The sequence below is a fragment of the Streptomyces sp. NPDC059851 genome, from assembly GCF_042732005.1.
GTDB lineage: Bacteria > Actinomycetota > Actinomycetes > Streptomycetales > Streptomycetaceae > Streptomyces.
This window is the reverse complement of the sequence record NZ_JBHWJJ010000005.1, coordinates 47,595-68,175: the sequence shown is the minus strand read 5'-3', so window position 1 is coordinate 68,175 and position 20,581 is coordinate 47,595. Positions and strand designations below refer to the sequence as shown.

At 73.3% G+C, this 20,581-nt stretch carries 19 protein-coding genes; 5 read left to right on the top strand and 14 right to left on the bottom strand.

Annotated elements, in window-relative coordinates; translation table 11 throughout:
• The first annotated feature begins 52 nt into the window (after positions 1-52).
• A complete protein-coding gene (locus tag ACFV7Q_RS02610; RefSeq protein WP_385422786.1) occupies positions 53-1,177 on the top strand; it encodes an aminoglycoside phosphotransferase family protein in 1,125 nt (374 codons plus the stop codon).
• A gap of 179 nt (positions 1,178-1,356) precedes the next feature.
• Positions 1,357-3,156 (top strand): 3-oxosteroid 1-dehydrogenase, encoded by a 1,800-nt coding sequence (kstD, locus tag ACFV7Q_RS02605; protein WP_385422784.1) that lies wholly within the window; start codon positions 1,357-1,359, stop codon positions 3,154-3,156.
• A gap of 88 nt (positions 3,157-3,244) precedes the next feature.
• Here kstD and ACFV7Q_RS02600 read toward each other — a convergent pair whose 3' ends face one another.
• The 7 genes from ACFV7Q_RS02600 to ACFV7Q_RS02570 all read right to left on the bottom strand — a co-directional run bounded on the left by ACFV7Q_RS02600 (position 3,245) and on the right by ACFV7Q_RS02570 (position 9,485).
• Positions 3,245-3,745: a hypothetical protein gene (locus tag ACFV7Q_RS02600; protein WP_361090295.1), complete on the bottom strand. Its 501-nt coding sequence runs from the start codon at positions 3,743-3,745 to the stop codon at positions 3,245-3,247.
• A 60-nt stretch (positions 3,746-3,805) separates the two neighbouring features.
• Entirely contained in the window at positions 3,806-4,639 is an 834-nt protein-coding gene (locus tag ACFV7Q_RS02595; RefSeq protein ID WP_385422782.1) for a maleylpyruvate isomerase family mycothiol-dependent enzyme, read from the bottom strand.
• Positions 4,640-4,819: 180 nt separating this feature from the next.
• Positions 4,820-5,059, bottom strand: coding sequence for a DUF397 domain-containing protein (locus ACFV7Q_RS02590; protein WP_385422780.1), 240 nt, complete (start codon positions 5,057-5,059; stop codon positions 4,820-4,822).
• Positions 5,060-5,191: 132 nt separating this feature from the next.
• Positions 5,192-6,358 (bottom strand): thiolase domain-containing protein, encoded by a 1,167-nt coding sequence (locus ACFV7Q_RS02585; protein ID WP_385422778.1) that lies wholly within the window; start codon positions 6,356-6,358, stop codon positions 5,192-5,194.
• On the bottom strand, positions 6,355-7,428 hold the full coding sequence (locus ACFV7Q_RS02580) for a thiolase domain-containing protein (RefSeq protein ID WP_385422776.1): 1,074 nt from the start codon (positions 7,426-7,428) through the stop codon (positions 6,355-6,357). Before ACFV7Q_RS02580 ends, ACFV7Q_RS02585 begins: the two co-directional genes overlap by 4 nt.
• Positions 7,429-7,590: 162 nt before the next feature.
• Positions 7,591-8,589: a Zn-ribbon domain-containing OB-fold protein gene (locus ACFV7Q_RS02575; RefSeq protein ID WP_385422775.1), complete on the bottom strand. Its 999-nt coding sequence runs from the start codon at positions 8,587-8,589 to the stop codon at positions 7,591-7,593.
• A gap of 95 nt (positions 8,590-8,684) precedes the next feature.
• Complete coding sequence (locus tag ACFV7Q_RS02570; protein ID WP_385422773.1) at positions 8,685-9,485, bottom strand: crotonase/enoyl-CoA hydratase family protein; 801 nt, start codon at positions 9,483-9,485, stop codon at positions 8,685-8,687.
• Between the two features lie 185 nt (positions 9,486-9,670).
• On the opposite strand from ACFV7Q_RS02570, the gene ACFV7Q_RS02565 reads away from it, so the two are divergent.
• From ACFV7Q_RS02565 to ACFV7Q_RS02555, 3 genes are all read left to right on the top strand, one after another.
• Positions 9,671-11,323: an acyl-CoA synthetase gene (locus ACFV7Q_RS02565; protein ID WP_385422771.1), complete on the top strand. Its 1,653-nt coding sequence runs from the start codon at positions 9,671-9,673 to the stop codon at positions 11,321-11,323.
• A gap of 256 nt (positions 11,324-11,579) precedes the next feature.
• Positions 11,580-12,908: a phenylacetate--CoA ligase PaaK gene (paaK, locus tag ACFV7Q_RS02560; protein WP_385422769.1), complete on the top strand. Its 1,329-nt coding sequence runs from the start codon at positions 11,580-11,582 to the stop codon at positions 12,906-12,908.
• A 70-nt stretch (positions 12,909-12,978) separates the two neighbouring features.
• Entirely contained in the window at positions 12,979-13,800 is an 822-nt protein-coding gene (locus ACFV7Q_RS02555; RefSeq protein WP_385422767.1) for a YhjD/YihY/BrkB family envelope integrity protein, read from the top strand.
• A 23-nt stretch (positions 13,801-13,823) separates the two neighbouring features.
• Here the strand turns inward: ACFV7Q_RS02555 and ACFV7Q_RS02550 are convergent, their stop codons facing one another.
• The 7 genes from ACFV7Q_RS02550 to ACFV7Q_RS02520 form a co-directional block, all read right to left on the bottom strand.
• Positions 13,824-14,168, bottom strand: coding sequence for a GNAT family N-acetyltransferase (locus ACFV7Q_RS02550; protein ID WP_385422766.1), 345 nt, complete (start codon positions 14,166-14,168; stop codon positions 13,824-13,826).
• 68 nt (positions 14,169-14,236) lie between these two features.
• Positions 14,237-15,742 carry a fatty acyl-CoA synthetase gene (locus ACFV7Q_RS02545; protein ID WP_385422764.1) on the bottom strand — a complete coding sequence of 502 codons (1,506 nt, stop codon included), beginning with the start codon at positions 15,740-15,742 and terminating at the stop codon, positions 14,237-14,239.
• 127 nt (positions 15,743-15,869) lie between these two features.
• Positions 15,870-16,988 (bottom strand): calcium:proton antiporter, encoded by a 1,119-nt coding sequence (locus tag ACFV7Q_RS02540; protein WP_385422762.1) that lies wholly within the window; start codon positions 16,986-16,988, stop codon positions 15,870-15,872.
• A gap of 104 nt (positions 16,989-17,092) precedes the next feature.
• Complete coding sequence (locus ACFV7Q_RS02535) at positions 17,093-17,284, bottom strand: hypothetical protein (RefSeq protein ID WP_385422760.1); 192 nt, start codon at positions 17,282-17,284, stop codon at positions 17,093-17,095.
• Complete coding sequence (locus ACFV7Q_RS02530; protein WP_385422758.1) at positions 17,281-17,511, bottom strand: hypothetical protein; 231 nt, start codon at positions 17,509-17,511, stop codon at positions 17,281-17,283. The genes ACFV7Q_RS02535 and ACFV7Q_RS02530 overlap by 4 nt, the downstream gene beginning before the upstream one ends.
• 252 nt (positions 17,512-17,763) lie before the next feature.
• Positions 17,764-19,356 (bottom strand): acyl-CoA synthetase, encoded by a 1,593-nt coding sequence (locus ACFV7Q_RS02525; protein WP_385422756.1) that lies wholly within the window; start codon positions 19,354-19,356, stop codon positions 17,764-17,766.
• Between the two features lie 14 nt (positions 19,357-19,370).
• Entirely contained in the window at positions 19,371-20,480 is a 1,110-nt protein-coding gene (locus ACFV7Q_RS02520) for an NAD(P)H-dependent flavin oxidoreductase (protein WP_385422754.1), read from the bottom strand.
• Between the last annotated feature and the right edge of the window lie 101 nt (positions 20,481-20,581).

Here is a 20,581-nt window from a genome sequence, read left to right as displayed (position 1 = left end):
ATGGGCGGGGCGGCGTACGCAACTCGTCGGCGCACGAAGGGAACCGCAAGCCATGTACGCAGCAACGTCCTCCGTGTCCGCCCCGGTACGGCCCCACCGCACGCTGCAGGCGGGCGGCGGCCCCTACATCGATCCCGGCCGTCCCGCGGCACCGGTGCCGGGCGCCCTGCGGGCACGGCGCACGCCGGGGGCCTTGGCGCAGCCGCTCAGCGGAAGAATCGACTTGTCCGGGCCGCAGGGTGCACAGCTGCGCACCGCGCTCGCCTCGGTGCAGCGGATCTGCCCGGAGTTCGCGCCGGTGCAGGTGCTGCGGCGCAGCGGCCGGTCGGTCCTGCTGGTCGGGACGACGGGTCGGGCGACGGCCGTGGCGAAGGTTTTACTGGACCACTCACCGGAATGGCGTGAGCGGTACCGGCACGAAATAGCGGCGTACCGGGCGTTCGTCCGACACCGCCCGCCGGTCCGGGTGCCGCGGCTGATCGCTGCGGACCCCGAGAACTGCACGCTGGTGGTCGAACGGATGGCGGGCCGGGTCGCGGCATTGCAGCGGCACCCCGTGGAGGCCCCGCCGCGGGCCGACGTACGGGCTGCGCTGGGAGCGGTGTGCCGGGTGAACCAGTGGCGGCCGCCGACGGAGTTGTTCGAGGACCCGCTGAACTATCCGCAGCGGATCGCCCGGTACCACGAGCTGGGGCTGTTGACCGACCGGGACCTGGGTGACCTGCAGAAGCTGCTGCACGGCCTCAAACTGGCGGGAGTGCAGCGGCAGTTCAACCACGGTGACGCGCTCCTGTCGAACCTGCTGCTGTCCCCGGCCGGGCCGGTGCTGCTCGACTGGGAGCACGCGGGCTGGTACCTGCCCGGGTACGACCTGGCCACGCTGTGGACCGTCCTGGGCGACGCCCCGGCGGCGCGCAGCCAGATCAGCCGGCTCGCGCAGGCGGCCGGACCGGCGGCGCGGGACGCGTTCCTGGTGAACCTGATGCTGGTGCTCACCCGGGAGATCCGGATGTCCGAGACGGTGGTCCAGCGGTCGATGGCGGCGGTCACGCCGGCCCAGCCACTGCCGGCGGGTGCCCTGTCCTCCGGCGAGGAGCAGCGGCTGCTGCTGCGCCGTCTGCACGACGACTGCGGCATGGCCCGCAGGGCGGTACGCGCGGCGGTCGGGACCCGCTGACCCCGGGCGGTCCCGCACTCCGTACGAAAATCCCGTGGCGCACACGTCCCGTGTGCGTACCACGGGATTTCGTGCGTCCGGGCTCGCGCACGGCTTGACTTCCCGGGCTGCCGCGCACAGCTTTCTGATACTGCATCAGATCGCGTGCCCCGTGTCCCTTCCCCCGCTGGAGCCTGCCCATGACTGCGAGCGCCTCGTCCTCCCCCGTACCGGGTTCCCGGACCCGGCCCTCCCGCCGGTCGGTCCTCGCCGGGGCCGGGGCCGGGGTCGCGGCCGCCGTGCTGCCGGCCACCGCGGCACGGGCCGAGGGCTCGGACCAGGGGGTGCCGCTCGGCGAGTACGACGTCGTGGTGGTCGGCTCGGGAGCCGCCGGGATGACCGCGGCGCTCACGGCCGCCCGGCAGGGCCTGAGCGTGCTCGTGGTCGAGAAGGCCCGCACCTTCGGCGGCTCGGCGGCCCGGTCAGGGGCCGGGATCTGGCTGCCGAACAACTCGGTGATCCTGCGCGCCGGCGTGCCCGACACCCCGCAGAAGGCGGCGGCGTACCTGGCCGCGGTGGTGGGGCCGGAGGTGCCGGCGGACCGGCAGGCGGCGTTCCTCGCGCAGGGGCCGCGGATGCTGGACTTCGTGATGGCCAACAGCCCGCTGCGCTTCCGGTACATGGACGGGTACAGCGACTACTACCCGAACCTGCCGGGCGGGCTGGCGAACGGGCGCTCCATCGAGCCCGACCAGCTCGACGGCAACGTCTTGGGCGCCGAACTCGCCCGGCTGAACCCGGCGTACATGCCGGTCCCGGCCGGGATGGTGGTGTTCAGCCAGGACTACAAGTGGCTGACCCTCGCCGCGGTCAACGCCAGGGGGACGGCAGTGTCCGCCGAATGCCTGGCCCGTGGTACGGCGGCGGCGCTGCGCGGGGAGAAGCCGCTGACCATGGGCCAGGCCCTGGCAGCCGGGCTGCGGGCGGGCCTGCTGCGGGCGGGGGTCCCGGTCTGGCTGGGCAGCCCGCTGGTCGACCTGGTGCAGGAGGGCGGGGCGGTCACGGGTGTCGTGGTCGAGAAGGAGGGCGTACGGGGCGTGGTGCGCGCCCGCAAGGGGGTGGTGATCGGCTCGGGCGGGTTCGAGCACAACGCGCAGATGCGGGCGCAGTACCAGCAGCAGCCGATCGGCACGCAGTGGTCGGTGGGCGCCAAGGAGAACACCGGCGACGGCATCCGGGCCGGCGAGCGGGCCGGCGCGGCCCTGGCACTGATGGAGGACGCCTGGTGGGGGCCGTCGATCCCGCTGCCGGGGGAGCCGTACTTCTGCCTCGCGGAGCGCACCCTGCCGGGCGGGCTGATCGTGAACGCGGCGGGCACCCGGTTCGTCAACGAGGCGGCCCCGTACAGCGATGTGGTGCACGTGATGTACGAGAAGGACCGGGGCGCGCCCGGCTCGCACATCCCCGCCTGGCTGATCGTGGATCAGAATTACCGCACGAGGTACTTGTTCAAGGACGTCCTGCCGACGCTTCCCTTCCCCGACTCCTGGTACGGGGCGGGCGCGGTCCGGAAGGCCTGGACGTGGGACGGGCTCGCCGGGCAGATCGGGGTGCCGGCGGGGGCGCTGCGGGCGACGCTGAACCGGTTCAACGCGCAGGCGTGGAACGGCTCCGACAGCGACTTCCACCGCGGGGACACGGCGTACGACCACTACTACACGGACCCGGCCGTGTTCCCGAACTCGTGCCTGGCGCCGGTGTGGGCGCCGCCCTTCTACGCCTTCCGGATCGTCCCGGGCGACCTCGGGACGAAGGGCGGCATCGTCACGGACGCACGGGCCCGGGCGCTGCGGCCGGACGGCTCCGTGATCCGGGGCCTGTGGGCGGCGGGCAATGCGAGCGCGGCGGTGATGGGGCACAGCTACGCGGGCGCGGGATCGACGATCGGCCCCGCGATGACGTTCGGCTACATCGCGGCGAACGACATCGCGGACGCGTAGCGGGTCGGGGTGGGCCGACGGGACCGGCACCGCCGGCGCGCCGCGGGTCCGCGGCGCCTTCCGGTCCTGCGCCGTACCGGCCCTGCCGTCAGCCCTGCTGGAAGAGCTCGGCGGGGAGCGGCTTGAGCAGGGCGTACAGGTCGTCGCTGATCGGCCGGTCCCAGCTGGCGATGGTGACCAGCACGTTGTCGCTGCGGTCGAACTGCACGCAGCTGATCCGGCTCTCGGAGAGCTTGACCTTCCGGACGATGAGGAGGTTGTCGCCCTGCATCACGGGGCAGTCCTCGGTTCCGGTGACGTGGACGTCCTCGTCGTTCTCGAGGGCGTCGAGGAGCTGGGCCACCTCGAAGGGGACCTGGCCTTCGGCGAGGTCCCGGGCCGGGGACCCCTCCGGAAGGTTGCCGATGATCATTGCGGGGCCGCGTCCGCCGAACAGGTCGTAGCGGAGAAAGACGCCCTGGCAGCTGCCGTCGGGCGCGGGCAGCAGCCCGGCCCCGAGATTGCCCGGCCAGTCCCCCGGGTCCATGGCCAGGACGTCGAAGTCCGGGCCGGCGGGTGTGGCGGCGCGGTTGCGGCGGAGGAAGGACATGCCGCCATGGTACGTGTCCGGCCGCGGTTTCCGGATCCCGGGGCCGGCAGTGGCGGGCCCTCACAGCGGCGGGACGAGGGTGAACCAGCGCGCGAGGAGCTCCTTGTCGCCGGTGACCTCCAAATCGTCCGCCGGGATCCGCTGCCAGAGGAAGAGCATCAGGTCGGAGGCGGTTCCGGCGGCCTGGACGGGGGCCGTGCCGGTGGTGCCGCGCTCCACGCGGACGAGGTCCCCGGAGAACGTCACCGTCCAGGACCCGGGGCCGTCCGTACGGCGGAACCGGTAGCGCTCCCCCACGCCGGGCGGGGCGGCGCCGACGGCCCGCCGGAAGGGGGCCATGACCTCGAAGGTCTGCGGGACGGCGTCGGCGGCCACGTCCGGGTCGACGGGGCCGGGGGTGCCGGCGGCGCCCTCCGCGTCCCAGCGGTGGATGGCGAGCTCGATGGTCTGCATGCGGAGCCAGAAGCCGCTGGTGTGCTGACTGCGGTCGGCGGACCAGGTCCACACGGGCACCTCGGGTCCCAGCTCGTGGAACAGGTGGGCCAGCCGACGCGCGCCCTGACCGAACCAGTCCGTCACCTCCTGCGGTAGCGGCCCGCGGTTCGGCGCCTGCTCCGGGAGCGGCCAGGCGGCCCGGGCGGCCGGGTCCTCGGGGAGGTCGAAGAGGGAGGGGTCGGTGGGGTCGGGGGCTTCGGCGAGGCGGTCGCGCAGGATGCGGCCGACGAAGCGGTGGACGGCGCCCAGATGACCGAGGAGGTCGGAGGGGGACCAGCCGGGGCAGGACGGCACGAGTGGCAGGGGACCTTCGCCTGCTTCGGCGACGGCACGTCCGATCGCCTTCTCGAAGGCCAGGGTCTCGCTGCGGAAGTGGGACAGGCATTCGGTGTGGTCCATGCGGTGACACTGCCCTCCGGACGGGCGTGCGTCCCGGGTTCCGCCAGGAGCGTAGGCGGCCGTGCGCGGGTGTGCCCCCGGGGACGAACGCACACCCCCATGCCGCCCGGTACGCCGAAGCCGCCGGCGCTGCGGCTGCGCGGTCCGGCGGCGTCGGCGGATTGCGGGGCGGGCGCCAGGTCAGGTCAGGTCGAATTCGCCGCCCCGGGCACCCAGGACGAACCTGCGCCATTCGTCCGGCGCGAAGATCAGCGACGGGCTCTCGGGGCGCTCGCTGTTGCGCATCGCGATGAACCCCTCGACGAAGGCGATCTGGACGTCGCCCGCTCCCCGGCTGCTGGACTGCCAGTCCGCCTGGCTGAGGTCCAGGTCGGGCTTGCCCCAGCCGGAGGACGGCTGCGAAGTGATGGTGTCTGCCACGTGCGTGCTCCTCCCGGTACGTCGTCCGGGGCCAGGGTAGCCAGCGCGGCGCGTGTCGCACAGACCACCGTGCGTCACATGCGCCCGGTACGTCGCGGCGCGCGTTCCGCCCCGGGTCCGGTCGGCGAACGATCACGAATCCGGGGCCGCGGACCCCACGAGCCACATCGCGAAGAACTGCGCCCCACCGCCGTACGCGTGTCCCAGCGCCCGCCGGGCCCCTGGGACCTGGTGCTCCCCGGCCCGGCCGCGGACCTGGAGGGCCGCCTCGGCGAAACGGATCATGCCGGAGGCGCCGATCGGGTTGGTGGACAGGACGCCTCCGGAGGGGTTCACCGGGAGGTCCCCGTCGAGTTCGGTCACCCCTGCCTCGGTGAGCTTCCAGCCCTCGCCCTCCTGGGCGAAGCCCAGGTTCTCCAGCCACATGGGCTCGTACCAGGAGAACGGCACGTACATCTCCACCGCGTCGATCTCGCGGCGCGGATCGGTGATGCCGGCCTGCCGGTACACGTCGGCCGCACAGTCCTTGCCCGCCTGCGGCGACACGAAGTCCTTCCCGGCGAAGAGGGTCGGCTCGCTGCGCATCGCGCCGCCGTGCAGCCAGGCGGGCGGCTGCGGCGAACGGGCCGCGCCCGCCCGGTCGGTGAGGACCATGGCGCAGGCGCCGTCCGAGGACGGGCAGGTCTCGGAGTACCGGATCGGGTCCCACAGCATGGGCGACGCCCGGACCTTCTCCAGGGTGATGTCGTGCTCGTGGAGGTGTGCGTACGGGTTCTTCAGCGCGTTGCGGCGGTCCTTGTAGGCGACGAGCGAACCGACGGTGTCGGGTGCGCCGGTGCGCCGCACGTACGCGCGGACGTGCGGGGCGAAGAACCCGCCCGCGCCCGCCAGCAGCGGTTGCTGGAAGGGGACGGGCAGCGACAGGCCCCACATGGCGTTGGATTCGGACTGCTTCTCGAAGGCGAGGGTGAGCACGGTGCGGTGGACGCGGGCGGCGACCAGGTTGGCGGCGACCAGGGCGGTGGACCCGCCGACCGAGCCGGCGGTGTGCACGCGCAGCATGGGCTTGCCGGTGGCGCCGAGGGCGTCCGCGAGGTACAACTCCGGCATCATCACGCCCTCGAAGAAGTCGGGTGCCTTGCCGATGACGACGGCGTCGACGTCCGCCCAGCCCAGTTCGGCGTCGGCGAGGGCGCGGACCGCGGCCTCGCGGACGAGGCCGGCGAGGGACACGTCGCGGCGGGCGGCGACGTGCTTGGTCTGGCCGATGCCGACGACGGCCACGGGCTCCTTGCTCATGTGCGGTCCCCTTCCAGGACGGCGACCAGGTTCTGCTGGAGGCAGGGGCCGGAAGTGGCGTGGGCGACGGCCCGGTGCGACTCCCCCCGGTGGATCCGGGCGGCGGCCTCGCCGATCCGGATCAGGCCGGCGGCCATGAGCGGGTTGGCGGCGAGGGCGCCGCCCGAGGGGTTGACGGCGACGGTGCCGTCGTCGCCGATGCCGAGGGCCTTGCGCAGCACGACCTCCTGGGAGGAGAAGGGGGCGTGCAGTTCGGCGGTGTCCACGGGGTGGTCGAAGAAGCCGGCGTGCCGGGCCGCGGTCCGGGTGGACGGGGACTCGGTGAGCTCGCGCAGGCCCGGGCCGTGGGCCTCGATGCGGTGGTCGATGCCGGTGATCCAGGCCGGGCGGGCGCACAACCGCCGTGCGGTGTCGCCGGCGGCCAGCACGACCGCGGCCGCGCCGTCGCCGATGGGCGGGCAGTCGCCCGTGCGCAGGGGCCGCACCTGGTAGTCGCCCTGCGGTACGGGTCCCCGCAGCTGTGCGTGTGGATTGGCCGCGGCAGCGGCCCGGCTACGGGCGCCGATGGCGGCGAGGGCGGGTTCGTCGGTCTCGCCCGCGTCGATCAGCGCCTGGGCCTGGAGGGCGGCCAGGGCCACCGGGTCGGGCCACAGCGGGGCCAGGTAGTAGGGGTCGAGCTGCCGGGTCAGGACGTCGCGCACCGGGCCCGGGGAGGACTTGCCGTACGCGTAGACGAGCGCGGTGTCGGCCGCGCCGGTCTGGATCGTGACCCAGGCCTCGTAGAGGGCCCAGGCGCCGTCCATCTCGACGTGGGACTCGGAGACCGGCGGCCAGGCGCCGACGCCGTCGAGGGCCATGGTGAACGAGAAGGCCCGGCCGGCTAGGTAGTCGGAGGATCCGGAGCAGGTGAACCCGATGTCGCCGGTGCGCAGTCCGGTCTGCCGGAGCACCTCGTGCAGGACCGGCATGACCATCTCGACTTCGCTCAGCTCGTCGGTGCGGCGCCGGTGGTCGCTCTGCGCGAAGGCGACGACGGCGACCTCGCGCGCGTATCGGGTCCCGTCGGTCACCGGACTCCTCCCAGGGAGCCCAGGCCTTCGGGCCGGGGAGGAACGGGGCCTCGGGGCGGGGTCGTGAAGTGGCGGAGTCCGTTGCGCATCTGCTCTGACCTGCACTCTCATTCGTTGTCAGTGACGGGTGCTGGGAATCCCCTCCTTTGAGGAGGGGAGGTTTCAAAGCAGCTCCTTGTAGGCCCCGTAGTCCGCGTCCGGCTCGCCGGTGGGGCGGTAGTGGTCGGGGTAACGGCCGCCTCCGGTCCACACGGGCTCGACGCGCAGGCCCATGCGGACCTGGTCGTAGGGGATGCCGCCGATCCGGCCGTGCAGGGCGAGGTCGGCGCCGTCGAGGGCGATGTGCGCGTAGACGTACGGCACCTCGATGTCGAGGTTCTTGGCTTTGATGTTGACGATGCAGAAGGTGGTGACCGTGCCGCGCGGGCCGACCTCGACGCGGTCGGTGGTGGCGATCCCGCAGGTGGGGCAGGCGCCGCGGGGCGGGACGTACACCTTGCGGCAGGAGGGGCAGCGTTCGCCGACGGTGCGGTGCTCGGCGAGGGCGCCCAGGTAGGCGGTCTGGGCGCGGCCGGGGCTGTAGGTGTAGTCGAGGCGGGCGGGGGCGACGATGCCGGTGACGGGCTCGGCGAAGACCCCGTCGTGCGGGGCGGCGGTCACGGCGCCGGTCCGGGGGTCAGGGTCGGGTCCGGGGTCGGGGTCGTCCGCGGGTTGGCAGGGCTCGAAGCAGGCGATGTCGGTGATGGCTCCGGTGCGTGCGGCGGCCCAGCGGACGCGGACCCGCATGCCGGTGCGGACGGCGTCCGGGCCGGGTGCGTCGAGGGCGTGCAGCAGGGCGGTGTCGGCGCCGTCGAGGCGGACCAGCACCCAGGCGAAGGGGGTGCCGAGGGGCTGGTTCGGGCGGGGGCGGTCGTTCCAGGCGAAGGTGGTGACGGTGCCCGTGGGGGCGACTTCGACGAGCTCGCGCAGTTCCTCGGCGGTGGTGGGGTCGTACTCGACGGGCGGGACCATCACCCGGCCGTCGGAGGTCTTCACTCCGAGGACGGTGCGCTCGCGCAGCCCGGTGAGGAAGGCGCTCTGCACGGGTCCGAGGGACCGGGTGAAGGGGAACTCGACGACGAGGGGCGCGCGCAGCACCTCTGGTGGGGACGCGGCGGTCATGGCGGCTCTCCCGGTTCTCCGGTTCGGGCGGGGGGTGCGGCGGCACGGCCGCTGGTGGACGAGCAGGGCGACCACGGCGGCCCGGCCGCGACGGCCTAGGCGCGGCGGTAGACCGGGGTGCGCTTCTCGGCGAAGGCCCGGGCGCCCTCCTTGGCGTCGGCCGTGTCGAAGACCGGTCGTCCACGGGCCAGCTCGGAGGCCAGTCCCGCGGTCTCGTCCAGTTCGGCGGTCTCGTACACCGAGGCCTTGACGGCCTCGACGGCGAGGGGTCCGCAGGCGTTGATCTGCTCGGCGATCTGCAGGGCCCTGTCCAGGGCCGTCCCCGCGGGGACGACGTGGCCGACGAGCCCGATCCGCGCGGCCTCCTCGGCGGAGTACGGGCGGCCGGTCAGCAGCATTTCCAGGGCGTGGGTGCGGGGGATCTGGCGCTGCAGCCGTACGGTCGAGCCGCCGATCGGGAACAGGCCCCGCCGGACCTCGAAGAGGCCGAAGGTGGCGCCGGCGCCCGCGACCCGGATGTCGGTGCCCTGCAGGATCTCGGTGCCGCCGGCCACGCAGTACCCTTCGACGGCGGCGATGACGGGCTTGCGCGGGCGGTGGTGGCGCAGCATCGCCTTCCAGTGCAGGTCTGGGTCGGCCTTGAGGCGGTCGCGGTACCGGTCCCCGGTCATGCCCTGTCCGGCGAGCGCTTTGAGGTCCATCCCGGCGCAGAAGTCCCCTCCGGCGCCGGTCAGGACGATGGAGCGGACGGTGTCGTCGGCGTCGGCCTCCAGCCAGCCGTCGTGGAGGCCGACGAGCAGGGGGAGCGAGAGCGCGTTCTTCGCCTCGGGTCGGTTCATGGTGAGCACGAGCGTGGCGCCGTGCCGTTCGACGGTGAGGTGTTCGGTACCGCTCATTGCCGTCCTCCCTCTCAAGACCTAGAACAGGTTGCAGGAGCGTGGGGAGCAGTTCAAGGGTTTTCTGACACTCAGTCAGTTTTATTGTCCTGCACCCTTCCCAGTTGGTGTGGGCGGCGCTCTAATGACCGCCGGGCGGGCCGGCCGGTCGTCCGCCGACGCAGTTCCGGAGGTGAGGAGGAGCGGTGGAGTACAACCTTGCCGACCTGTTCGAATCGGTCGTGGACGTGGTCCCCGACCGCGAGGCACTGGTGTACGTGGACCACCCGGGGACCGGTGCCGAGCGCCGCCTCACGTACGCGCAGCTGGACGCGGCGGCCAACCGCATCGCCCACCACCTCCAGGACAGCGGGTTGAAGGCCGGCGAGCACGTGGGCCTGCACCTCTACAACGGGGTCGAGTACCTCCAGACGGTGCTGGCCTGCCTGAAGGCCCGCCTGGTACCGGTGAACGTCAACTACCGGTACGTGGAGGAGGAACTGGTCTACCTCTACAACGACGCCGACCTGGCCGCGCTCGTCTTCGAGGGCGAGTTCACGGCCCGGGTGGCCGCCGCCCTGCCCCGCACCCCGAAGCTGCGCCACCTGATCCGGGTCGGGGAGGCGCCCGGCGGCGCGCCGGAGCCGGTGGTCACCCCCGTCGCGTTCGCGGACGCCGAGGCTGCCGGATCGCCGGCCCGGAGCTTCGCGCCCCGGTCCCCCGACGACCTGTTCGTCATCTACACGGGCGGCACCACCGGCATGCCCAAGGGCGTCATGTGGCGGGCGGAGGACCTGTTCTTCGCGGGCCTGTTCGGCGGGGAGCCGTCGGGCGAGCCGGTGGGGCGGCCGGAGGAGCTGGCGGAGCGGGTCGCGGCGCGCGGCGCCGGGCTCACCTTCTTCCCCGCTCCGCCACTGATGCACGGCACGTCGACGCTGACCTCGTTCATCGCCTTCAACTACGGGCAGCGGGTGGTCATCCACCGCAAGTACGTCCCCGAGGAAGTGCTGCGGACGATCGAGAAGGAGAAGGTGTCGAGCGTGTCCCTGGTGGGCGACGCGATGCTGCGACCGCTCATCGACGCGTTGAAGGGCCCGCTCCGGGGGACCGACCTGTCCTCGCTGTTCAGCGTGTCCTCGTCCGGGGCGATCATGTCGGACTCGGTCCGCGCCGAGTTCCTCCGACTCGTCCCGAACGTGCTGCTGCTGAACAACTTCGGCTCCTCGGAGTCCGGGTCCAACGGCCGGGCCGCCGACGACGCGGGCCCGGAGAAGGGCTTCCGGCTCGTCGTCAACGACCGTACCCAGGTGGTGGACCCCGCGACGCACGAGCCGGTGCCGCCGGGCGTGCCCGGGCGGCTGGCGCAGCGCGGCCACGTACCGCTCGGCTACTACAACGACCCGGTGAAGACCGCCGAGACCTTCTTCCGGAAGGGCGGCGAGCGGTGGGTCCTCCTCGGGGACATGGCCACCGTGGACGAGGAGGGCATCGTCACCGTCCTGGGGCGCGGCTCGCAGTGCATCAACACGGGCGGCGAGAAGGTGTACCCGGAGGAGGTCGAACAGGCGCTCAAGGCCCACCCGGACGTGTACGACGCCCTGGTCGCCGGGGTGCCGGACGCGCAGTGGGGCAGCCACGTCGCGGCGGTGGTCCAGCTGCGCGCGGGCGCGCCGGAGCCGACGCTGGACGAGATCCAGCGCCACTGCCGGACCAGGCTGGCAGGCTACAAGATCCCGCGCCAGCTGGTCGTCGCCCCGGCGGTCCAGCGGTCGCCGAGCGGGAAGGCGGACTACCGGTGGGCGAAGTCGGTGGCGGCGGAGGCCGACGCGGCCGCCCACCGGGACCGGCCGGCCGGGTGACGTCCAGCGCCCCGTCGGAAAGCACGCCGCCACCTCGGCCGGCGAAGACGCCGGGGCCGGCGGAGGCCGGGGCCGGGCCTCCTCCACGTCGCCGCCGCCCGAGGAGGAGCCGTTCGAGGCCGCGACCGCGGTGTCGTCGCCCCGTGGGCGCCCCTCCCGTACGACCACTCGTTCGAGTCATTGATTTCGACCCCCCGGGTCGGGCAATGTACCGAATGATCGGTCGGCTGTTCGGCTCACGACGGGGTGAGGGCTCATGACGCAGTACGAGGACGTCCAGGACGCGGGCGAGCGGCTGGGTCGCGACGAGTTGGCCGCCCTGCAACTGGCCCGGCTGCGGGAGACCCTGGCCCGCGCCTACGAGCGGGTGCCCTTCTACCGGCAGGCCTTCGACAAGGCCGGGGTGCATCCGGACGACTGTCGTTCCCTCGCCGATCTCGCCCGCTTCCCCTTCACCACCAAGACGGATCTGCGCGACCAGTACCCCTTCGGGATGTTCGCCGTACCCCGCTCGGAGGTACGCCGTCTCCACGCCTCCAGCGGCACCACCGGCCGCCCCACCGTCGTGGGCTACACGGAGGGGGACCTGGACACCTGGGCCTCGGTCGTCGCCCGCTCGATCCGGGCGGCGGGCGGACGGCCGGGCCAGGTCGTGCACATCGCGTACGGGTACGGCCTGTTCACCGGGGGCCTGGGCGCGCACTACGGGGCGGAGCGGCTGGGTTGTACGGTCGTGCCCGCCTCCGGGGGCATGACGGACCGCCAGGTGCGGCTGATCCAGGACTTCCGACCGGAGGTCATCATGGTGACGCCCTCGTACATGCTGACGCTGCTCGACGAGATGGAGCGGCAGGGCGTCGACCCGCGCAGCACGTCCCTGCGGACCGGGATCTTCGGTGCGGAGCCGTGGACGGAGGGGATGCGCCGGGAGATCGAGGAGCGGCTCGACATCGATGCGGTGGACATCTACGGCCTGTCCGAGGTGATCGGGCCCGGTGTGGCCCAGGAGTTCGCGACGCACAAGGACGGCCTGCACGTGTGGGAGGACCACTTCTACCCGGAGGTGGTGGACCCACTGACCGGCGAGGTGCTGCCGGACGGCGAGCCCGGGGAGCTGGTCTTCACCTCCCTCACGAAGGAGGCGATGCCCGTGGTCCGCTACCGGACCCGGGACCTGACACGGCTGCTGCCGGGGACCGCCCGGCCCGCGTTCCGGCGGATGGAGAAGGTCACCGGGCGCTGCGACGACATGCTCATCCTGCGCGGGGTGAACCTGTACCCGACCCAGATCGAGGAGATCGTCCTCGGGACGCCCGGCCTCGCCCCGCACTTCCAGTTGCGGCTGACCCGCGAGGGCCGGATGGACGCGTTGACGGTGCGGGTCGAGGCGCGCCCGGATGCGGACGCCGGCCTGCGCGCGTCCGCGGCGGCGGCCGTGGTGCGGGCGGTCAAGGAGGGCATCGGGGTCACCGTCGCGGTCGAGGTCGTCGACCCGGAGACCCTGGAGCGCTCCGTGGGGAAGCTCAAGCGCATGGTCGACCTGCGCGGCGCCGGGGAGCGGGGGGACACGCGCCCGGGCGGCTGACACGCCCGATCGGCCGCACTTCGTGCCGGCCTCCGAGAAGCGTCGGGACCGTGCGGGTAGTGCATGAGGCGTGACCTCGAAGCTCCGACACCTCCACGACCGGATCCTGGCCTCCTCGGCCGGGCTCGCCTGGAGCCGGGGGCGCGAGATGGAGCTGATGCACCGGGCCATGGGGTTCGCCGCCCTGGGCTTCCTGACCTTGGTGCCCCTGCTGGTCGTGGTGGCGGCCGCCGCGCCCGGCAGCGGTTCGAACTTCGGCCGCTGGCTCGGCCAGGCGCTCGGGGTCACGGCGTCGTCCCGGGCCCGGATCGAGGTGCTGTTCGCATCGGCCGACCTGGCGTTGGAGCGGACGACCGCCTTCGGCCTCGCGGCGTTGGCCGTATTCGGCCTCACCTTCGGCTCGGCCGTGCAGACCGGGTACGAGAAGGTCTGGGACCTGCCCACCGCCCGGTGGCACACCATGTGGCGCCACGTCGTCTGGCTCGCCCTACTGGTGTGCTACCTGGCCCTGCTCGTGGGGGTCCCCGCCCCGTCGGACGACACGCTGGGCAACCTCCTCGTCGGCACCGCGGACGTCATCGGCACCTGCGTGTTCTTCTGGGGGTCCCAGCGCCTGCTGCTCGGGGGACGGGTCCGCTGGCGGGCCCTGCTGCCCGGGGCGGTGACGACCGGCCTGGGCCTGCTCGGCCTGCGGATCTTCTCCCAGCTGGTGTTCTCGCCGTTGATCGCCTCCAACGCCGTGACGTACGGGCCGTTCGGCACCCTGCTGGTCGTCCAGTCCTGGCTCGTCGGCGTCGGTTTCGTCGTCTACGGGGGTGCGCTCGTGGGCCGCCTGGTCCACGAGCACCTGACCCTGCGCCGGCTCCAGCACTCGGGCCTGTTCCCCGAGTGAACGACTCCGTCCGGGCCGCCTGCTCACGTGAGCCGCAGGTCGACGTACGGCACGCTGTCGCCGGGGAGCAGGTAGCACTCCACTTCGACGAACCCCCGTGCCAGCGCGAACCGCGGCCCGTTCCCGTTCGACTCCAGGACCACCGTCTCGATGACCTCCGCGCCGAGCCGTCGGGCCTCCGCGAGGACCGTCACCGCTCCGTCCCCGGCCGGCGGACGGACGGTCGAGCAGCCGAGGAGGGCGTCCCCGTGGTGGGCGACGTCCGGGAGGTGGCGCCCGGCCCGCTCGCGCACGTCGTCCGGCGACAGCGGATCGGTGGGGATGACGAGGTCGCCTGGACCAGCCGCCAGTCCCCAGCCGGTCCGCACTGCCGCCGTGCACGCGTTCGATACGAAGATCGCTCATCGCCCCGGGGAAGGGCCCGCGGCGCCCCGTGTCAGCGCCCGGCCCGGCCGAACCGGTCGCGGAGCTCGCGCTTGAGGATCTTGCCGCTGGCGTTGCGCGGCAGGGCGTCGACGAACAGCACCCGTTTCGGCGCCTTGAAATGGGCCAGCCGCTCCCGCGCGTAGGCCAGCAGCTCCGCCTCCGCCACCTCCCCGCGCGGCACCACCACGGCCGTCACCGCCTCGATCCACCGCGCGTCGGGCAACCCCACGACCGCCGCCTCGGCGACCGCCGGGTGCGTGTAGAGCACGTCCTCGACCTGCCGGGAGGCGACCAGCACCCCGCCCGAGTTGATGACGTCCTTGACCCGGTCGACGACCGTGAAGTAGCCCTGCGCATCGCGCACCGCCAGGTCACCGGAGCGGAACCACCCGTCCCGGAAGGCCTTCTGCGTGGCCTCCGGGTCGTTCCAGTAGCCGAGGCAGAGCTGCGGCGAGCGGTACACCACCTCGCCCGCAGTCCCGTCGGGCACGTCCGCGCCGTCCTCGTCGACGACCTTCGCCTCGACGTGCCGGACCGGCCGCCCGCAGGACTCCAGCCGCCCCTCGTGCTCCGCGGGCCCGAGCACGGTGGCCAGCGGCCCGATCTCGCTCTGCCCGAAGCAGTTGTAGAACCCGAGCCGGGGCAGCCGCGCCCGCAGCCGTTCCAGGACCGGCACCGGCATGACGGACGCCCCGTAGTACGCCTTGCGCAGCGCGCCCAGCTCGCGCCGCTCGAACTCCGGGTGGTTGGCGAAGGCGATCCACACCGTGGGCGGTGCGAAGAAGCTGTCCGCCCGGCCCGCCTCCACCAGCCCGAACAGCTCGTCGGCGACGGGCGCGTCCAGGATCGTGTTCCGGGCGCCCACCGCGAGGTAGGGCAGCAGGAAGACGTGCATCTGCGCCGAGTGGTACAGCGGCAGCGCATGCGCCGGCAGGTCCTCCGGGTTCAGGTCCAGCGCCTCGACGGCGCTCTCGTACTCGTGGACCAGGGCCCGGTGGGTCATCATCGCGCCCTTGGGCAGGGCGGTGGTGCCGGAGGTGTAGAGCAGCTGCACCACGGCGCCCGGGTCGGCGACCGGCTCGAAGGGCAGCGGCTCGACGAGCTCCGCGAGGAAGGAGCCCGGCGTGTCGCGCAGCGGCCGCACCGGGTACCCGTCGGGGATCCGCTGGGCCAGGTCCGGGTCGGCGAGGACGAGCGCGCCCGCACAGTCGTCCAGGATGTACGCGAGGTCCCCACCGGTGAGGTTCTGGTTGACCGGGACGTGCGTGAGACCGGCCCGGGCACAGGCGAGGAAGGCGAGCAGATAGGCGTCGGAGTTGTGGCCGAAGGTCACGACCCGGTCGCCGGCGCCCAGCCCGTACCGCTCGCGCAGGACCGCGGCCCCGGTGGAGACCGCGGCATCGAGCTCGGCGTACGTCCAGGCCCGGTCGCGGTACCGGACGGCCTCCCGCCCGGGGAACCGCCGCGCACTGTCGCGCACCAACCCGTCGACCGTGTTGTCCCGCACTGCCGTCATGCCGCGATCCTCGTTCCCCCGCGCACCGCGGTCAACCACCGCGGGGCCGAACGGGCTTACGCCCGCGGGTCGCCACGTGCCGGCGCGCGGAACGCGCACCGCAGTGCAGCCTCACGGGCTCACGGGCTCACGGGCTCACGGCGAGGAAGAGGTAGGCCGCCAGGACGACCAGGTGGACGCCGCCCTGGAGCAGGGTGGCGCGGCCGAGTACGACGGTGAGGGTGCCGACCGCGACCGTGAGGGCGAGCAGCACCATGTGGACCGGCCCGAGGCCCAGCAGCAGCGGGCCGGACAGCCACAGGGAGGCGAGGACGATGGCCGGGATGGTCAGGCCGATGCTGGCGAGGGCGGAACCGTACGCGAGGTTGAGGCTGGTCTGGACGCGGTCGCGGCTCGCGGCGCGGACCGCGGCGAGCGTCTCGGGCAGCAGGACGAGCAGGGCGATGACCACCCCGACGACGGCCTGCGGCAGGCCGGCCTCCGCCACGGCCGACTCGATGGTGGGCGAGACGGCCTTGGCGTTGCCGACGACGGCGACGAGGGCGACGAGCAGCAGCCCGAGGCTGATCAGGGCGGCGCGGGCGGTGGGCGGTACGGCATGGCTGTCGTCGCCGGTACCCGTGCCAGTGGCGGTGGCGGTGGCGGTGGCGACGGGCAGGAAGTAGTCCCGGTGGCGGATGGTCTGCACGGAGACGAACAGCCCGTAGAGGGCGAGCGAGGCGCAGGCGGCGAAGGCGAGTTGAGCCGTGGAGAACTCCGGGCCGGGCTTGCTGGTGGTGAACGTCGGTAGGACCAGGCTGAGGGTGGCGAGGGTCGCCACGCTGGCCAGGGCGGCGCCGGAGCCTTCGGGGTTGAAGACGGCGACGCGGTTGCGCAGCGCACCGACGAGCAGGGACAGGCCGACGATGCCGTTGCAGGTGATCATGACGGCGGCGAAGACGGTGTCGCGTGCGAGCGAGGCGGTTTTCGGACCGCCGTCGACCATCAGGGTGACGATGAGGGCCACTTCGATGACGGTGACGGCCACCGCGAGGACGAGGGAGCCGAACGGCTCGCCCACCCGGTGGGCGACGACCTCGGCGTGGTGCACGGCCGCCAGCACCGCCCCCGCCAGGCACAGCGCGACGATCGCCACCGCGAAGCCCGGCAGGTCCCGCCCCCAGCTGAGCACGAGCGCGAGGAGCGAGACGAGCGGGACCAGCACGGTCCAGGCAGCGGCGGGGAGCCTGAGGACTGCGCGTCTCATGCCCCCACGCTGCCACGACCCGTGATCCGCCGCGCGAGCGGCGGCGGGCGGGCCAGCTGCGGTCCCCGCGCCAGGGACTGCAACCGGCCGCCGCTACCGCGGGGCTACCAGAAGATGACGGCGTACCCGTCGCCGCTGCCGGTCGACGTGCCGCCCCTGCCGCCCGTCACGGTGCCACTGCCACCGCCCGGAGCACCGAACCCACCGGTGCCGGCCTCGCCCGGCAGGCCGACGACGCCGTCCACGGCACCACCGGCACTGTTGCCGGGCCCGCCCGGATCCCCGGTCCGGGTCACGCCACCGGTGCGGCAGGTGGCGGTGCCGCCCGTGCCGGGCGTGCCGGGCGCACCGTTGGTGGTGGTCCCGCCACCGCCGCCGCCACCGCCACCACCGCCGCGGCGGTGGCCAGGACGTCGCCCTTGGGCGAGGCCAGGGTGGTGGCGCTGCCCGCCGTACCCGGTCCTCCCGTGCCACCGGCGCCACCGGTACCGCCCGTACCGCCGTCGCCGACGACGACGATCACGTACGACTGCCCCCGGCTTCACCGGGACGGCGCACAGGCGCCCGGCGCCGGGAGCGTCGGGAGGTGTGTGTTGCGTTCGCGACTTCCTTACCTCCCCCGGCCGTGCGGGCACGGAGGAGCGCGGTGGGAGTGGCTGGGGGACCGGACGCACCGGTCCGCCGAGCCATCTCACCTGTGCCCCCGCCCCCCTCCGCAGGCACGGCCGCCCGTTCCTCCGGCCGGCCGCAAGGTTGCGCCGCTCGGACCACGCGGTCACAGCGCCCGGTCGCGACCTGCCCAGTAGGGGTCGCGCAGCCGCCGCTTGTACAGCTTGCCGTTGGGGTCGCGGGGCATCTCCGCGATGAAGTCGACCGTCCTGGGCCGCTTGTAGCCCGCCAGCAGGCCCGCGCAGTGCGCGAGGATCCCGGCGGCGAGCTCCTCCCCCGGCTCGTGCCCGTCGGCCGGCTCGACGACCGCCTTGACCTCCTCGCCCCAGTCGGCGTGCGGGATGCCGAAGACGGCGGCGTCGGCGACCGCCGGATGGGTGAGGAGCGCGGCCTCGATCTCGGCGGGGTAGATGTTCACTCCGCCCGAGATGATCATGTCGATCTTGCGGTCGCGGAGGAAGAGGTAGCCCTCCTCGTCCAACAGCCCGAGGTCGCCGACCGTGAAGAAGTCGCCGATGCGGTTCTTCCGCGTCTTGCCCTCGTCCTTGTGGTAGCTGAATCCGCCCGTGTTCATCTTCATGTAGACGGTGCCGACTTCGCCGGCGGGGAGCCGGTTGCCGTCGTCATCGAACACGGCGAGCTCGCTGATGGGCCAGGCCCGGCCGACCGTCCCCGGCTTCTTCAGCCAGTCCTCGGCGGTGGCGAAGGCCCCGCCGCCCTCGCTGGCGGCGTAGTACTCCTCCACGCAGTGGCCCCACCAGGCGATCATCGCCCGTTTGACGTGGTCGGGGCAGGGGGCGGCGCCGTGGATGGCGTGCCGCATGGAGCTGACGTCGTACGCCGCCCGGGTTGCCTCCGGGAGCGCGAGCAGGCGGTGGAACTGGGTGGGGACCATGTGGGTGTGGGTGCAGCGGTGGACTTCGATCAGACGCAGCATCTCCTGCGCAGTCCACTTGTCCATCAGTACCAGCGGGTGGCCGATGTGCAGCGCGGCGCCGGCGAACTGGAGGACCGCGGTGTGGTAGAGCGGCGAGCAGACCAGGTGCACGTTGCCGTCGAAGGGGCGGATGCCGAAGATGCCGAGGAAACCGCCGAGGTTCGTCTCCTCGGGCGTCCTGCCGGGCAGCGGGCGGCGGATGCCCCGGGGGCGGCCGGTGGTGCCGGAGGTGTAGTTCATGACCCAGCCGAGGGTGCGCCCCTCGGGGGGCGTGCCGGGCCGGCCGTCGAGCAGTCCGGCGTACGGGAGGAAGTCGGGCACGGTGCCGACGGCGTAGCGGTGGGTGGCGGGCAGGGCGGCCCCGTCGGCCGCGGCCGTGGCGGCGTCGGCGAAGCGCTCGTGGGCGATGAGGACCTTGGCTCCGGAATCGGAGACGATCCAGGCGATCTCGGGTCCGACGAGGTGGTGGTTGACGGGGACGAGGTAGAAGCCGGCCTGGGTGGCGGCGAGGTAGGCGGTGAGGAGCTCGACGCCGTTCGGCAGGACGACGGCGAACGCGTCGCCCCGCTGCAGTCCGGCGGCGCGCAGGCCGTGGACGAGGCGGTTGGCGTCGGCGTGCAGCCGGCCGGCCGTCCACTCCTCGCCCTGCGGGGTGACCAGGACGACCCGCTGCGGATCGGCAGCGGCCTGGGCCCAGAATCCGCCCGCGTTCTGCCGCCCGGTGCCGTTCACGTTCCCGTTCGTGCCCGTCACGCTGCTCATGCGGGTCATCCCTCTCACACGGCTCGGTCGGCGATGCGGTTGATGCGGGCGACGGCCTCCTCGAAGCCGCGGGTGAGGTCGTCGAAGACGGCCTGGACGCTGCGCTCGCTGTTCATGCGGCCGACGATCTGGCCGACGGGGGTGCCGAGCAGCGGCTGGACCTCGTACTTCTGGATCCGGGAGAGCGCCTCGGCGACCAGGAGGCCCTGGAGCGGCATGGGCAGGGCGCCGGGACCGTCCGGGTCGTCCCAGGCGTCGGTCCACCCGGTGCGCAGCTGGCGGGCGGGTTTGCCGGTGAGGGCCCGGGAGCGGACGGTGTCGCCCGAGCCGGCGGCGAGGAGCTTCTCGGTGAGGGCGCGGGAGTGTAGTTCGGCCTCGGTGGTGGTCAGCCAGAGGGAGCCGAGCCAGACGCCCTGCGCGCCGAGGGCGAAGCCGGCGGCGATCTGCTCGCCGCTGCCGATGCCGCCGGCGGCGAGGACGGGGAGCGGGGCGACGGCCTCGACGATCTCGGGGACGAGCACCATGGTGGCGATCTCGCCGGTGTGGCCGCCCGCCTCGTACCCCTGGGCGACGACGATGTCGATGCCGGCGTCGGCGTGCCGGCGGGCGTGCTTGGCGCTGCCGGCGAGGGCGGCGACGAGGACGCCGTGGTCGTGGGCGCGGGCGATGACGTCGGCGGGCGGGGAACCCAGGGCGTTCGCGAGGAGTCTGACCGGGTAGTCGAAGGCCGCGTCGAGCTGGGCGCGGGCCACCTGCTCCATCCAGCCGGTGATCCGCCAGCCGGACGCCTCGCCCTCGGGGAGCTCGGGGACGTGGTGCTCGGCGAGGGTGTCGCGGACGAAGTCGCGGTGCCCGGCCGGGATCATCGCCTCGATCTCGGCCTCGCCGATGCCGTCGACGGCCTTCTTGGCGGGCATGACGACGTCGAGGCCGTAGGGCTTGCCGTCGGTGTGCGCCTGCATCCAGTCGAGGTCGCGCCGCAGGTCGTCGGGGGCGGTGTAGCGGACCGCACCGAGCACGCCGAAGCCGCCGGCGCGGGTGATGGCCGCGGCGACCGCGGGGAAGGGCGTGAAGCCGAAGAGGGCGTGCTCGACTCCCAGTCTCGTGCTCAGCTCCGTCTGCATGGGCGGCAGCATGCCGCAGCCCGACGGACGAAGGAAGGGGTTTCCTGATGCAGCGTCAGATTCTTTGGGGGGTGGTCCGTGCGGGGCGCGCGCCGCGGGCG

Coding starts and splice junctions, on each gene's coding strand:
- ACFV7Q_RS02610 (WP_385422786.1), top strand. CDS start 53: ATGTACGCAGCAACGTCCTCCGTGTCCGCCCCGGTACGGCCCCACCGC.
- kstD (WP_385422784.1), top strand. CDS start 1,357: ATGACTGCGAGCGCCTCGTCCTCCCCCGTACCGGGTTCCCGGACCCGG.
- ACFV7Q_RS02600 (WP_361090295.1), bottom strand. CDS start 3,745: ATGTCCTTCCTCCGCCGCAACCGCGCCGCCACACCCGCCGGCCCGGAC.
- ACFV7Q_RS02595 (WP_385422782.1), bottom strand. CDS start 4,639: ATGGACCACACCGAATGCCTGTCCCACTTCCGCAGCGAGACCCTGGCC.
- ACFV7Q_RS02585 (WP_385422778.1), bottom strand. CDS start 6,358: ATGAGCAAGGAGCCCGTGGCCGTCGTCGGCATCGGCCAGACCAAGCAC.
- ACFV7Q_RS02575 (WP_385422775.1), bottom strand. CDS start 8,589: ATGACCGCCGCGTCCCCACCAGAGGTGCTGCGCGCGCCCCTCGTCGTC.
- ACFV7Q_RS02570 (WP_385422773.1), bottom strand. CDS start 9,485: ATGAGCGGTACCGAACACCTCACCGTCGAACGGCACGGCGCCACGCTC.
- paaK (WP_385422769.1), top strand. CDS start 11,580: ATGACGCAGTACGAGGACGTCCAGGACGCGGGCGAGCGGCTGGGTCGC.
- ACFV7Q_RS02545 (WP_385422764.1), bottom strand. CDS start 15,742: ATGACGGCAGTGCGGGACAACACGGTCGACGGGTTGGTGCGCGACAGT.
- ACFV7Q_RS02540 (WP_385422762.1), bottom strand. CDS start 16,988: ATGAGACGCGCAGTCCTCAGGCTCCCCGCCGCTGCCTGGACCGTGCTG.
- ACFV7Q_RS02525 (WP_385422756.1), bottom strand. CDS start 19,356: ATGAGCAGCGTGACGGGCACGAACGGGAACGTGAACGGCACCGGGCGG.
- ACFV7Q_RS02520 (WP_385422754.1), bottom strand. CDS start 20,480: ATGCAGACGGAGCTGAGCACGAGACTGGGAGTCGAGCACGCCCTCTTC.